Source organism: Vibrio vulnificus NBRC 15645 = ATCC 27562 (assembly GCF_002224265.1).
GTDB lineage: Bacteria > Pseudomonadota > Gammaproteobacteria > Enterobacterales > Vibrionaceae > Vibrio > Vibrio vulnificus.
In genome coordinates this window covers 489,296-503,380 of the sequence record NZ_CP012882.1, presented here as the reverse complement: position 1 = coordinate 503,380, position 14,085 = coordinate 489,296, and the positions used below count along the sequence as shown (strand labels likewise).

Sequence of the window (14,085 nt, the reverse complement as noted above, 5' to 3'; positions counted from 1 at the left end):
ACATCAACCTCACCCTATTTGGCGGGCGTTTGCCCGCCAAAGTCTCACTAGATTTCAGACGATGTGTCCGCGACGTGATCGGTGATCATCGCTTCGGTAGTGATCATCAAACCGGCGACAGACGCGGCGTATTGCAACGCAGAACGCGTGACTTTCGCTGGGTCCAAAATACCCATTTCGATCATGTTGCCATACTCGCCAGTCGCGGCGTTGTAGCCATAGTGAGCGTCACCCGCTTTAACGGCGTTGGCCACCACCGAACCTTCGTCACCTGAGTTGATGGCAATCTGACGCAGTGGTTCCTCCATGGCACGCAGCGCCACACGAATACCCACATTTTGGTCGTCATTATCACCTTTCAGATCCGCAAGCTCGCTGGCAATCTTAGTTAATGCCACGCCACCTCCTGCGACAATCCCTTCTTCAACCGCTGCGCGAGTTGCATGCAGAGCATCATCCACACGGTCTTTCTTCTCTTTCATTTCCACTTCGGTTGCCGCGCCGATCTTAATCACGGCCACGCCACCAGAAAGCTTAGCAATGCGCTGCTGAAGTTTCTCTTTGTCGTAGCTGGAAGTGGTATTTTCGATCTGCTTTTCAATGGTCGCGACACGATCGTGGATAGCACTTTCTTGCGCCGCACCGCCAACAATCGTTGTGGTGTCCTTGGTAATGGTGACTTTCTTCGCACTGCCCAACTGTTCAATCGTCGCTTTTTCAAGCTCTAGGCCGATCTCTTCAGAAATCACCGTACCAGCGGTGAGCACGGCAATGTCTTCCAACATCGCTTTGCGGTTATCACCAAAGCCGGGGGCTTTCACCGCCGCAGCACGTACAATGCCGCGTAGGTTGTTTACCACCAGCGTTGCCAACGCTTCGCCGTCAATATCTTCGGCAATGATCAGCAGTGAACGGGAGGCTTTCGCGACCGACTCCAACACAGGAAGCAGTTCGCGAATGCTGCTGACTTTCTTATCCACCAGCAAGATATAAGGGTTATCGAGCTCGACCGCACCAGAATCTTGGTTGGTGATGAAGTAGGGCGATAAATAGCCACGGTCAAATTGCATCCCCTCGACGACAGAGAGTTCGTTGCTAAGACCTTGGCCCTCTTCCACGGTAATCACACCGTTGCGACCCACTTTTTCCATCGCTTCAGCAATGATTTCACCGATCGCACGATCGCTGTTGGCAGAGATAGAACCCACTTGTGTGATCGATTCTTTGTCGCTGCATGGCTGGGCCATCGCACGTAATTTCTCAACCGCCGAATCCACCGCTTTGTCGATCCCGCGTTTGAGATCCATTGGGTTCATGCCTGCCGCAACGGCTTTTAACCCTTCGTTGATCAGGGCTTGAGCCAATACCGTCGCCGTGGTGGTGCCATCCCCAGCTTCGTCATTGGCTTTGGACGCCACTTGTTTCACCATTTGCGCGCCCATGTTTTCGAACTTGTCTTTTAATTCAATGGCTTTGGCAACAGAAACGCCGTCTTTAGTGATGGTTGGTGCACCATATGACTTATCCAGCACAACATTGCGACCTTTTGGGCCCAGTGTCACTTTCACTGCATCTGCCAGTAGGTTGACCCCTTTCAGCATCTTTTGACGTGCGTCATTTGCAAATAAAACATCTTTTGCAGCCATGATATTCTCCTCTTTTCACCACAACTAAAATGCATTACTCAACGATGGCTAACACATCAGATTCAGACAGGATCAAATACTCTTTCCCATCCATTTTTTCTGTTTTCACGCCATAGCCGTCATTGAAAATCACCACATCACCGACTTTCACTTCCATCGATGCGCGTTCTCCATTTTCAAGACGTTTACCTAGACCAGCGGCGATCACTTTGCCGCGATTGGATTTTTTAACCGATTGTGAGGTTAAAACGATTCCCCCTTCAGATTTGTTTTCCACTTCTTGTCGTTCAACAATCAGCTTGTCATTTAAAGGACGAATGTTCATTGAGATTGCCTCCTACTTAATTCTCAAAAAGATAAAAGACAGGTTGATAAATCAAATTCTGGCGAGAGGCTATCCAGCGCTCTCGCAGAAAAAATAGGGTCAGTTAGAGAGAGTTCAAGGGGGAAATTTGATAAAAATTTTTTTATAAACCAACAAAAGTTGTTTATTAAATCGTGGTGTCCAACGCCCGAATCACACGACACGGATTGCCCGCCGCCACCGAGCCACACATTGCTGCCAATGGCCCGCAAAAATATCGCCATAACAAGAATGAATGGTGAGTCATTGCAACCTCGATCTTCGCTGCTGTCCGAGCCATTTACACTGTAAAACCATCTGGCCGTTCAGCGGCCTTCTTACAACTGACACTTTGATTCCAAAAATGCAAACGAATGAAAATTGACGAATTTTTTGCGTGTTACTTCACGGTAATGTCACCGCAATTTCGTAGTGTGAGGGCTTCTGTCCCCCAACATTTGGCGCAAGCCTAAGGAATAAAAATGAAGAAGAATCTGCTTGCCATTGCGCTGTGCAGTGTGATTGCCGTACCGATGAGTACATGGGCCGCACAAACTACGGTGAAACCTTCGGTAGAATACGCACAGCTGGTCACTCAGCGACAAGTGGTTGATCAACTGCTGCACGATGCTGTGGTGGCATTTAAGTCTCCAGCACGTGTGTCTCATGCGGGTTTCACTGCAAAAATGCCGAGCAACATGGAAATCGTGACCGATCGTTTGCTCGAAGCGTACCAGCTAGAACCGTATCGTACCGATTTGCTGATTTCTGCCGCCAACGCGCAGATCTACAACAAGAATGTCGATAAAGCGATTGAACTGTTTCAACAGGCGCTGAGCGTTGCCCCCGATGATGTCGATTTGCACACCTACCTTGCGGTATGGCAAAAATTCAAGGGCAACGAGCAAGCGTATCAGCAGCATGTCACGGCACTGAACACGCTTAACCCAGGTCGAGCAGCGGATCTGCAACGCCTTCTTTCCACGGTAGATCGCATTCTTCAAACGCCCCTTAAAGAGAAAGCCACACGTCAGTTAGGCAGTAACGACGCCATTGTCACTTTGGGCTATGCCCTCAATCCCGATGGTTCGATGCACGATATTCTCATCGAGCGATTAGAAACCACGCTCGCCATGGCCAAAGCCAACCCAGAAGCGCTGATCATCTTAACTGGTGGTGTACCACAAAATCACAAAACCGAAGGCAAGTTGATGGCCGATTGGTTGATTGAACGCGGCATTAGCGCGAATCGCATTATTGAAGAAAACTACGCCACCAGCACCGTGGATAATGCCTTGTTCAGCGCCTACGCCTTAGCGCGTCACGGTGTAAAACACGCCACCATCATTAGCTCTGCCAGCCATGTGCGCCGTGGCCAAACTCTGTTTGAAATCGCCACTTGGCAAACCGGCCCGCGTAACATCACTTTTGATACCGTGGCCTACCCAGACAAACCATTGAATGAGCTCAAACAAGCCAGCAGTGGTGAGTTACTGGGGATTTACCGCGATGCACTACGCACCTTTGGCATGTGGAGCTACCGCTCTTCGCCACTGGAGTTTCGTTAATCTGAAACGCCAATAAGCAAAAAGCCAGAATGTCGATTCTGGCTTTTTTAAGATGGGAAAATCGCTAGGTTATTCTGCGATGCGCTCTAAACGCGCTAAGTAGAAACCATCAAAGCCTGAGTTGGCTGGGGTAATGTTTTCATCATCGATCAAACGGAAATGTGGGTTCGCCGCTAAGAACGCATCCACCTGACCACGGTTTTCACACGGCATGATGGAGCACGTCGCGTAAACCAACATGCCACCCACTTTCACCATACGGCTGTAGCTAGCCAAAATGTGGGCTTGCAGCTCCATCAATACTGGCAAACGCTCTTCGGTGTCACGCCATTTGGCATCTGGGTTGCGTTTGAGAACGCCAAGGCCTGAACACGGCACATCGAGCAACACGCGATCCGCCGACAGCTTCAAACGCTTGATGGTCTTGCTGCTGGTGATCAAGCGGGTTTCAACGTTATGTGCACCAGCACGACGCGCACGCTCTTTGAGGTTGTTGAGCTTCCACTCTTCTACATCCATCGCCAGCAAACGGCCTTTACCTGCCATCATCGCGGCCAAGTGTAAAGTTTTGCCCCCTGCGCCCGCACACGCATCGATCACGCGCATGCCCGGTTTTACCTCCAACGCCGCCGCGACTTTTTGTGAGCCCGCATCTTGCTGCTCAAACCAACCGTCAGCAAAAGATTGCGTCTTAAATAGGGCTGAGTTTGACGTCACTTCCAGCGCACTTTCCACACCGTCCACCGGCACGGTGCTCACGCCTTCTTTGTTCAAACGTTTGGCGAGATCATCACGGTCACACTTGAGTAAGTTAACGCGTAAGTAACGCTTAGCCGGTTTCGCCAGCGCGCTACGCTCTGCCGCCCAAAGTTCACCAAGCTCTCGCTCACCCAACACATCAAGCCACTCTGGACAACCATCCCAAAGGGCGGGTTGTGCTTTGGCTTCTTCCATTTTTGCTTGGAAAAGATCGTCTTCAATCGCTTCTGCGTAATTGGTTTTTGGCAGCGCTAAGCCGTGGAATTTATGCCAAATGTGAATCAAACGCATGCTCTCGCGGCTGATGTTCGACGCATCGATATCGGCCAAAAAGCAGTATAGGTTGAGGCGGCGCAGCACATCGCCAGTCACCATCGTAATACGTGCTTGCTCTGCGCTGATCAAATTCAACTCAGAGAAGTGGCGAGAATAGGCTCTATCCAGAGGCGAACCTTCGTTCAAAACCAAATCAAGAATACTAAGAACCAGATTGGAAGAGGAAGGCGAAAGAGACGATTTGAGCATAAAAGCATCCAAAGAAGAGAAAAACCGCGACATGATAGGAGTTATTGTCGGGTCTAGCAAGCGAGGCGCACACCATCGCAGCTAACTTGCTGATTTCGCAAGGCACGATGGTTCACAAGATTGTTAAGCAATTCACCACTTGCTCGGGGTGAGCGCAATGAATCGCGCTGAGCTACAAAATCTGTCGAATATCAGAGGAGATGTCACTGATCATCTGCCTGGCGCTCTCATCACGCAGCTGCACCAGAATGATAAACAGCAAATCGGTGATGACGTTTTGTGCGCTGCGTGAAGCAATCGCCGAGCTGCGATGTTCGGTTTCATCGGCAATGGTGTCGAAGGTCATATCCGCAATTTGGCGTAATCGGCTTTTTTTCGGTGAGCTGAGCGCAATCACTTTCGCTCCCTGCTCTTTGGCCGCTTCGGCCGCCACCAAGATCTCTTTGCGCTCTCCTGAGAACGAGATGGCAATTTGCACATCTTGTTCGCTCAAAGTGCGCGCCACCGCGATCTGCACATGGCTGTCTTGCTCGGCCAAGGTGGTGATGCCCAATTTAAGCAGCTTATAACTGAGGTCTTTTGCCGTTAGCGCAGAGCCTCCAATGCCGACGATCTGCACGCGCCTTGCCTCACTCAACCACTGCACCGCTTGATGGCACGCTTCATACGAAAGCGCATTGGTGGTTTGAAACATCGCGTCGGTTTTGGCTTTAATCAGCTTTTGTGCAATCACCGCCAGCGGATCATCGGCCAGAATATCGCTGTGCAACGGCGTAGCCTGCATCGCTTGTTTGCGACCAATTTCTTCCGTTAGAGCGAGCTTAAACGCACTGTAACCTTTAAAGCCGAGTCGCTGAGTAAATTTGACGATGCTCGATTGGCTCACTTGTGCCTGCTCTGCCAACTCTTGGCTGGTTAATTGCGCCGCTTTTTCTGCATTTTCAACAATCCAATCGCCAATCACTCGGCCACTTTGCGACAACTGAGTTCGTCTTGCGACGATTTTATTGATAACAGACACAGTAAAACCTCAAAAAAGTTTAAATAAATTATTCCAAACGAGAAATAAAAACCGAAAACAGCAAACCACTAATTAAAAGCGACTTTTCTTCAATTAACGGTCATTATTACCTTTGACTTAGTCCCATTATTCCAGAGTTTATCTGCCTAAAGAATAACCTCAAGTGTGATTTTTATCACCAAAATAGAATATTTTATTCCATAGAATCGCCCTCAGTTCAAAACCTATTGTCGAGAAATGTCCACCATGAAAATTGATTTAAGCCGTTTGGTTACAGAAAGCCGCAACCCAGCCAGTGCAGAGATTGATACCCTGTCCACCGTCGAGATGCTCAGAGTCATCAATCAAGAAGATCAGAAAGTCGCACTGGCGGTGGAAGCGGTTTTGCCGCACATCGCCCAAGCGGTGGATGCCATCACACATGCGTTTGCCCACGGTGGCCGTTTGATTTACATGGGCGCAGGTACCTCGGGCCGCTTAGGCATTCTTGATGCCAGTGAGTGCCCACCAACTTACGGCACTCCGGCAGAGCTCGTGGTTGGCCTGATTGCCGGTGGCCACACTGCCATTCTAAAAGCGGTGGAAAATGCCGAAGACAACCGAGAGCTGGCGCAAAACGATCTCAAATCACTCAACCTGACAGCCAACGATGTGGTGGTCGGCATTGCCGCAAGCGGACGCACACCCTATGTGTTGGGCGGTTTGGAATACGCCACCTTAATTGGCGCAACAACGGTATCGATCGCCTGTAATCCGGTTTGCCCAATGGCCGATGCGGCGCAAATCGCCATTTTGCCGGTGGTGGGCCCAGAAGTGGTCACAGGCTCTTCTCGCATGAAAGCAGGCACGGCGCAAAAACTGGTGCTCAATATGCTGACCTCCGGCGCGATGATCCGCAGTGGCAAAGTGTTTGGCAATTTGATGGTGGATGTGGAAGCAACCAACGCCAAGCTGATCCAACGCCAAACCAACATCGTTGTAGAGGCCACTGGCGTGTGCGCAGAAGAAGCAGAAGAAGCGCTCAAAGCATGCGATCGCCACTGCAAGACCGCGATTTTAATGATTCTTTCTGGCCTAGATGCCGAGCAAGCCAAAAACAAATTACAACAGCACAACGGTTTTATCCGCGCTGCGCTGAACGACAAGTAACCATTAAGGTTTCAAGGAGACCGTTATGGCAAAGATAACCCAAACAATGATCTCGCAGCTGCTGGCTGCGGTGGGCGGCAGCAGTAATGTCAGCAAATGTGGCAACTGCATGACCCGACTTCGCTTAACGCTGGCCAACAATGGCGTGGCAGATCAGGCTGTGATTAAGCAGATCCCCGGCGTCATGGGCGTGGTGGAAAGCGATGAGCAATTTCAGATCATCCTTGGCCCCGGCAAAGCGCAGCAAGCAGCCGAGCTGATGAACAAGCTGATTGAAAGCGTCATTAATGGCGATGTGCAAGAACAGGCTATTGCCAGCGACACGAACGATCTCTCCAGCGTTGCCGCTGAGCAGAAAAAGCAAATGAAGAGCAAACAGACCAGCGCGGTGCAACGCTTTTTGAGCAAGTTTGCCACCATTTTCACCCCGCTGATCCCCGGTTTCATTGCCGCGGGTTTGCTGCTTGGTTTTGCTACGCTGCTTGAGCAAATGTTCGTGCTGGAGCAAACCCCAAGCCAATTTATGCTCGATCTGATCGCCTACATGAAAGTGTTTGGCAAGGGGTTGTTTGCCTTCCTTAGCATCTTGATCGGCTATAACGCGCAGCAAGCCTTTGGTGGCTCTGGCGTGAACGGCGCCATTCTCGCGTCACTCTTTGTGCTGGGCTACAACCCAGATGCCACCTCTGGCATCTACTCGGGCATGAGTGAGTTCTTTGGCTACACCATTGACCCGCGAGGCAACATCATCGGCGTTCTGCTGGCGGCGATCATTGGTGCGCAAGTGGAACGCAAAGTGCGTGAATACATGCCCGATGATCTCGACATGATTCTTACCTCAGTGGTCACGCTGCTGATAATGGGTGTGGTCACGTTTGTGGTGATCATGCCTATCGGTGGCGAGCTGTTCAAAGGCATGTCTTGGCTGTTCTTGAACCTCAACGACAACCCGCTGGGCGCGGCGATTCTTGCTGGTCTGTTTTTGATTTCAGTGGTGTTTGGTATCCACCAAGGCTTTGTGCCTGTTTATTTTGCGCTGATGGAAGCGCAAGGTTTTAACTCACTGTTCCCCATTTTGGCGATGGCGGGCGGCGGCCAAGTGGGGGCTTCACTGGCACTGTATTTCAAAGCGAAGAAAGACGCGGTGCTGCGCACACAAGTGAAAGGGGCGATCATCCCGGGCATTCTCGGCATCGGTGAGCCATTGATTTACGGCGTCACCCTGCCACGCGTCAAACCGTTTGTGACGGCCTGTATTGGTGGCGCGGCGGGCGGCTTCTTCATCGGTTTGGTTTCCTACCTTGGCTTACCTGTCGGTTTGAATACCGTGTTTGGCCCTTCTGGTATCGTGGCGATCCCACTGATGACATCGCACAGCGGCATCTTCGCTGGCATGGCGGTCTTCGTGGTTGGCCTGCTCATCTCCTACGTGGTCGGCTTCCTCGCCACCTACTTCTTTGGCAGCAAAGACATCGATTTAAGCTGATTCATTCTTCCCCCTATAGGAATGAACTGGCCGCGCCTTTGAGCACTCAAGGGCGCACTCCTTAACCCAACCCTACAGACACCGCTTTTAGGATTTCGAACCATCGGAAGGGGCGCTGCTGTGTCTGAAAAACGGAAAACTTCCCACTCATTGAGGTTATGAAAATGAAAAAAACGCTTCTCTCTGTGCTACTTCCTGCGGCATTTATCTCCAACACCGTTTTGGCGGCAGAAATTTATCAAGCAGAGGATGGCTCAACGGTCGATCTCTATTCTCGTTTGGGCTTCAACATCACCAACAAAAACAATACACATGGCGATGGCAAGGGCGAATTTGATGGCCGTATTGGCCTGAGTGGTTCGCAAACCATTAACGAGCATGTGTCGGTGATTGGCATGGCGCAATATCAAGTTGGCGCGGCAGAATACGCTAACCAAGTGAACGACAAACCGGCTCTGACTGCGCGTTATGTGTGGGCGGGGATTGATGCCAAAGAGTATGGCCGTATCACGGGTGGCCGTGTTTCGTCTGGCTTGATCATGTTTACTGACATTGGCGATGTGTTTGCTTCTTCCGATGTCTCGATGGCGCGCCAAGCCAACAAAGTGGACAAAACCGCCACTCAGGTTTTCCGTCAAGACGGTACACTGCAATACCAAAATCAGTTCGGCAATCTTGACCTTTCTGCCGCTTACATTCTGGGCAACAACACTTCCGAGCTCGATTACGGCTACAACGCCGCGCTTCGTTACACCATCGACATGGGTGACTTTGGCCGCCTAGCGCCAGTGGTGGCCATACAGAAAAACAAAGGTGACGCACGTGAAGGCAACGACACCGATTACACTTTTTGGGGTGTCGGCACGCGTTATTACTTGGGTGATGTGATGCTCGGGGCGCTCTATTCTGAAGATGAACTGCAAGGCTTCTACGCACAAACCAGTACCGATAAAGTGACCGAGCTGACCGCGGTGTATAACCTTAGCGACAAATGGGCGCTGCGCGCGGGTTATCGCTCATTGCAAAACAGCGGCGGCGACGAGCTAGAACTGAACGATACCACCTTAGAAGTGCAATACAAGCTGACCGCTCGTTCCTCCATTTACACCAGCTATGTAGATCGCAACGGCGAGCGCGGCTACAGCAGCGGCCAAGAAACTTCCTTTGGGGGAGCGCATGCCGATGAAAGCTACTACCACTTCGGCTTACGTTACGAGTTGTAAGCGCCTTTACCCGCTAGGCTAATTGGCCTAGCGGACTTTTGCTCTAAGTAAGCACTCACATGGGTTTGGTCGGTCGCGCCAAGTAGTATCCTTGGAAATAATCAAACCCAACTTCAATGCATTGGTTTAAGGTTTGCTGATCTTCGATGCCTTCTGCGATGGTTAGCGCGTTAACCGAATGCGCGCAGGCGATGGCACTTTGCATTTGGCTCGCCCCCGCTTGAATAATGCTTTTATCTACTTTGACAAACGCGGGATGAAGGAGACGAACCCGCTCTTTGGTGGAATAGTGGCAGCCAAAGTCATCGATTGCGGTTCTGATTTGGTTATTCAATAAGTTTTGCACACCACTAACGGCCAGTCGCTCGCTGCCACCCGCGGTTTCCATGATCTCATAAATCAATTGATTGGGTTCTAAACCATAGTAATTCAGCGCCCCCACAAGGTGATCAATGGCACTTTGATTGTTAGCCAGCTCTTCAAACAGCAGCGGAGAAGTGTTGATAAAGAGGTGTTTGTTGCGATAGTTCGATTTGACAAAGTTTCGCACATGTAAGGTCGAGGCAGCCAAAATAGCAAACGAGAAGCGCTCGAGTTGATCACTCAGTTCGCTGAAAAAGAGTCCTGGATTGATGGAATGTCCTTGTGCATCAAAAATCCTCACCAAACATTCGACACCATAAATGGCCATCGTCTTGTCATAGATGGGTTGGAACGCACTCTCAAACCTAAGCCCGTCGAGATGCAGTGAGTAAAACCCCTCCTCATTGGGATGAATTTTACTCAAAATCGACTCCATAACCTGAAAATATTGCATACTGACGATTGTTAATTATAAGTTTATCGATAGTAACAAAAGGATTTTGTCTGGCTATACCAACTTACAAATTCTTACGTCGACAAGACAATTTCTGACTACGCGTCTCAAATATGGGGAAGTTTATATGGGAATGTCGGCCTATTTCTTCCTCGTTCTCTCATCGCCATTCGCCGACGATGTTGAACATACACCAGAGAATTCCATCTCTGGTGCTTGAAACTACGCGGAGACTGCTTGCGCTCGCCCTTCAGACATTGGGCAGTCTACACGCTCCACTTGGCCATTCACGATCTTAAAAAACGCATCTTGCGGAAGATCTTGCTGCCATACTTGTTCATAGTCCAAATCAAGCAGCATACCGCGAAGCACAATACCCGTTAAACCATGACTCACGACCACAAAGCGCCCCGTTTCTGGCAGCGTTTCCAACCATTGTGATAAACGTTGTTGTACTTGTTCATAACGTTCACCGTTGGGCGCTTGCAAATACCAATCTGCCTCATCAAGAAGATTCGGCCGTGTCGCTTGCAACTCGGGCAAGGTTTTTTGCTCCCAATCCCCTAACGAGAACTCTTTTAATCGGTCGTCGGCGATGATCTCTTCGGCTGCATAGCCTAACTGCTGACAAACGATCTCTGCCGTTTGCAACGCTCGGCCCAACGAACTGGAATAGACGTGATATGAGCCTGACTCAAGATAGCCTTGCAATACTCGGCCCACACTCAATGCTTGGCGCTGACCTTTTTCCGTTAATGGTGAATTGCAGTGCCCTTGTAATTTTTGCTCGGCATTAAACAGGGTTTGCCCATGTCGTAAAATAAAAAACTGTCTCAAACGTTGACTCCTTATTCACTGGCCAAACACGTTACCGCAAACTTTTTCCCGCTGCAAAAGCGTGTTTTTGAGTCAAAGTTGACTCTGTTTATACGTTACTTCGTTCCATTTATTTAATTTTTTATTAACGTTTTCAACGAGTAAAATTCATGCCGTCAGATCTATAAATTAGAGTAATAAATCTATTTTCTGAACTGAGCTCATAAAATTTATGAGACAAGTTTCATTTCGTAACGCACAGGGCATATAACACACCGCTCAAATTATTTTACTAATCAATGAGTGTGGTTATGTCTCTTCTTCCTTTCCCTCGTCGCCGTTTGGCTCTGGCTTGTTTACTCGCAACGGTCTCTGGTGCTTCTTTTGCGCAAACCCAATGCGATGTTGCCCAATTGCAGCAGTCGCCCGATCTTGCCGCTGCCATCTCCAGCGCAGATTACACCTGTTACAGTGGTTGGTTTTCTGCCTCAGCTGACACGTTGAACAACATCTACAGCGAAGCGAGCTTAAGCCGCATTCAGGTGGCACTACACCAAGCGGTACAAACGTACCAAGGCGAAGCCGAGCAAGCGCGCGCCATTGAAAACTTGGGCGAATACGTTCGCGCAGCCTACTACGTTCGTTACAACGCAGGAAACGTGGCGGCCTTTTCCGATCTCTTGGGCCAGCAGTTCGCCCATACCATCAACGCGTTTTTAGCCAACCCTCATGCTCTTGATCAAGGGCGTGAGCAAGTGGGCGCGATGAAGAGCCTCACGCTGATGGTGGACAACATTAAGCAACTGCCGCTGACCATGGATGCGATGATGCTGGCGCTGCAACAGTTTAACCCTGAGACAGCGAAAAATACTCAGTGGGTTGATGGCCTCAACAACCTGTTCCGCTCAATGGCGGGCCATATCGCCAACGACGCGTTTTATCGCTACCTTGCCAGCAACACTCAACACATCGATACGCTGGAAAAATTCGCGAATGACAACGCATGGGCGCTCGATACTGATGCCGATTTTTTGGTGTTTAACGCACTGCGCGAAACGGGCCGCTTGATCGCCAGCCCAGACAAAGCCACTAAACAAAAAGCCGTACAAGTAATGCAACGCGTGATGGCTCGTTATCCATTGGGTAGCGAACACGATAAGTTGTGGCTCGCAGCAGTGGAAATGCTCAGCTACTTCGCCCCAGAAGCGTTAAATGGTTTGGATTTGCCGCAAGCGAAGCGCGATCTCGCCGCTCGTGTATTGCCTAACCGCCACGAATGCCAAGGCCCTGCGATCATCCGTTCACAGGATCTCACTCCAGCACAAGCCGCCAAAGCGTGTGATGTATTGGCCGCGAAAGAAGCCGATTTCCACCAAGTGGCCAATACTGGCATGCAGCCAGTAGCGGACGATCACAACCAACGTGTGGAAGTGGCGGTGTTCGCCAACAATGACAGCTATGTCGATTACTCCGCGTTTCTGTTTGGCAACACCACCGACAACGGCGGCCAGTATCTTGAAGGCAACCCGGCCGATGAGAATAACACCGCTCGTTTTGTCGCCTATCGCTACGCCAATGGCGAAGAACTCTCGATTCTGAACCTAGAGCACGAGTACACCCACTACTTGGATGCGCGCTTTAACCAATATGGCTCGTTTAGCGACAACCTCGCTCACGGTTATGTGGTTTGGTGGCTAGAGGGTTTTGCTGAGTACATGCATTACAAACATGGCTACCAAGCGGCCATTGAACTGATTGCCCAAGGGAAAATGAGCCTCTCGCAAGTGTTTGCCACCAGCTACTCGCACGATACCAATCGCATTTATCGCTGGGGTTATTTGGCGGTGCGCTTCATGTTGGAAAACCACCCTCAAGAGGTTGAGGGGCTATTGGCTTTGTCGCGTTCTGGCCAGTTCGAACAGTGGGCGCAGCAAGTACAAACTCTTGGCCAGCAATACGACGGCGAATTTGCTCGCTGGTTAGATGGCTTAGAAGTGACGCCAGAAAACCCAGACACCGACCCAGATACGCCAACAGAGCCGAGCGATGATGTGGCGCAGTTGCAGGCCAATCAGAGCATTACCCTCAGCGGCGAAGCCTACAGTGAGAAGCTGTTCTACGTGGATGTGCCCGCCAATACCACCCACTTTAGCGTGGCCATTGAGGGCGATGGCGATGCGGATCTCTACATGAGTTACAACCAAGTGGCCCACTATTACGATTTTGAAGTGAGCGAATTTGTCGATGGCAGTAATGAAGAAATTCAGTTTGCTGCCGACGCTTCTGGCTATGTGAAACCGGGCCGCTACTATCTGAGCATCACTGGCCGTGGTAGCTACCAAGCCGTGAACCTAACCGCAACAGTAAACACCGCGGCACCCACGCCACCAATCCAAGAGCAAGATGACCTTGCACCTGTCATGCTGCAATCGGGTCAGGCACAGCATTTGACCGTCCACCAGCAGCGCTACGCCGCGGTGTATGTACCAGAGGGTGTGAGCGAAGTGCGCATTTGGCTAAGCGATCTCACCCCTTCGGACAGCCAAGGCAACGTGAACCTATACGCCAGCCGTGAACATTGGCCAACCCCAGAGCAGCACCAGTTTGCATCTCGCTACGCTGGCAGCAACCAATACCTCGCGATTCCTGTTGAGCAAGCGGGTTATCTGCATTTTTCACTCAACGCACCACAACAAGGCGATGACGTCGAGATGGTGGTTTACTTCCACTGA

11 protein-coding genes are annotated in these 14,085 nt (G+C 50.5%); 5 read left to right on the top strand and 6 right to left on the bottom strand.

Translation table 11 applies throughout. The features are described 5' to 3' along the window. Window positions 1–47: 47 nt before the first annotated feature. Entirely contained in the window at window positions 48–1,646 is a 1,599-nt protein-coding gene (groL, locus tag AOT11_RS17890) for a chaperonin GroEL (protein WP_017419929.1), read from the bottom strand. 34 nt (window positions 1,647–1,680) lie between these two features. Continuing rightward, a complete protein-coding gene (locus tag AOT11_RS17885) occupies window positions 1,681–1,971 on the bottom strand; it encodes a co-chaperone GroES (protein WP_011082031.1) in 291 nt (96 codons plus the stop codon). Between the two features lie 551 nt (window positions 1,972–2,522). Between AOT11_RS17885 and AOT11_RS17880 the strand changes: the two genes are divergently transcribed. Continuing rightward, entirely contained in the window at window positions 2,523–3,557 is a 1,035-nt protein-coding gene (locus AOT11_RS17880; RefSeq protein WP_399462548.1) for an ElyC/SanA/YdcF family protein, read from the top strand. 69 nt (window positions 3,558–3,626) lie between these two features. Here AOT11_RS17880 and AOT11_RS17875 read toward each other — a convergent pair whose 3' ends face one another. Together AOT11_RS17875 and AOT11_RS17870 are read right to left on the bottom strand one after the other, a co-directional pair. Continuing rightward, on the bottom strand, window positions 3,627–4,841 hold the full coding sequence (locus AOT11_RS17875) for an RsmB/NOP family class I SAM-dependent RNA methyltransferase (RefSeq protein ID WP_017419926.1): 1,215 nt from the start codon (window positions 4,839–4,841) through the stop codon (window positions 3,627–3,629). Window positions 4,842–5,013: 172 nt separating this feature from the next. Continuing rightward, window positions 5,014–5,862: an SIS domain-containing protein gene (locus tag AOT11_RS17870; protein ID WP_011082036.1), complete on the bottom strand. Its 849-nt coding sequence runs from the start codon at window positions 5,860–5,862 to the stop codon at window positions 5,014–5,016. A gap of 246 nt (window positions 5,863–6,108) precedes the next feature. Here AOT11_RS17870 and murQ point away from each other — a divergent pair, with 246 nt between their 5' ends. From murQ to AOT11_RS17855, 3 genes are all read left to right on the top strand, one after another. Further along, entirely contained in the window at window positions 6,109–7,011 is a 903-nt protein-coding gene (gene murQ, locus AOT11_RS17865; protein WP_026050237.1) for an N-acetylmuramic acid 6-phosphate etherase, read from the top strand. A 25-nt stretch (window positions 7,012–7,036) separates the two neighbouring features. Then, on the top strand, window positions 7,037–8,497 hold the full coding sequence (gene murP, locus AOT11_RS17860; RefSeq protein ID WP_017419924.1) for a PTS N-acetylmuramic acid transporter subunit IIBC: 1,461 nt from the start codon (window positions 7,037–7,039) through the stop codon (window positions 8,495–8,497). A gap of 164 nt (window positions 8,498–8,661) precedes the next feature. Beyond that, window positions 8,662–9,720, top strand: a complete 1,059-nt coding sequence (locus AOT11_RS17855; RefSeq protein ID WP_026050238.1) for a porin — start codon at window positions 8,662–8,664, stop codon at window positions 9,718–9,720. Between the two features lie 55 nt (window positions 9,721–9,775). Here AOT11_RS17855 and AOT11_RS17850 read toward each other — a convergent pair whose 3' ends face one another. Further along, window positions 9,776–10,507 (bottom strand): EAL domain-containing protein, encoded by a 732-nt coding sequence (locus tag AOT11_RS17850; RefSeq protein ID WP_223848371.1) that lies wholly within the window; start codon window positions 10,505–10,507, stop codon window positions 9,776–9,778. Between the two features lie 252 nt (window positions 10,508–10,759). Continuing rightward, a complete protein-coding gene (locus AOT11_RS17845) occupies window positions 10,760–11,374 on the bottom strand; it encodes a histidine phosphatase family protein (RefSeq protein ID WP_017419922.1) in 615 nt (204 codons plus the stop codon). Between the two features lie 278 nt (window positions 11,375–11,652). On the opposite strand from AOT11_RS17845, the gene AOT11_RS17840 reads away from it, so the two are divergent. After that, window positions 11,653–14,085, top strand: a complete 2,433-nt coding sequence (locus AOT11_RS17840; protein WP_017419921.1) for a M9 family metallopeptidase — start codon at window positions 11,653–11,655, stop codon at window positions 14,083–14,085.